This is a genomic window from Mycobacterium sp. Soil_C_30 (assembly GCF_057656995.1).
On the sequence record NZ_JBDGJH010000078.1, the window covers coordinates 1 to 266 of the forward strand.

Below are 266 nucleotides of genomic sequence, written 5' to 3' on the forward strand. Positions count from 1 at the left end.
GTCTGCGAGATCACATAGCGTTTGTAGTTGTCGGAGGCTTCCTTGAACTTGCCTTCGGTGTCGACCTGCACTTCCTGGCCGGTCACGGTGAAGTCACCGCGGATGCCGTCGCCGATCATGCCGGGCTTGCAGGCGGTCTGGTAGGTGCCGGGCTGGGTCAACTGCACGATCAGGGTGCGCTGCAGTCCGGGGGAGACGTTTTCCACCTCACCCATCACCCGGTCACCTTCGCCGTAGACGTAGAACTCGGTGACCTTGGTGCCGTT

The 266-nt window shown here is 61.7% G+C and carries 1 pseudogene; it reads right to left on the reverse strand.

From position 1 onward, the window contains the following. A pseudogene (locus AC3A6P_RS36190) lies at window positions 1-266 on the reverse strand (iron uptake system protein EfeO); the annotation flags it as partial.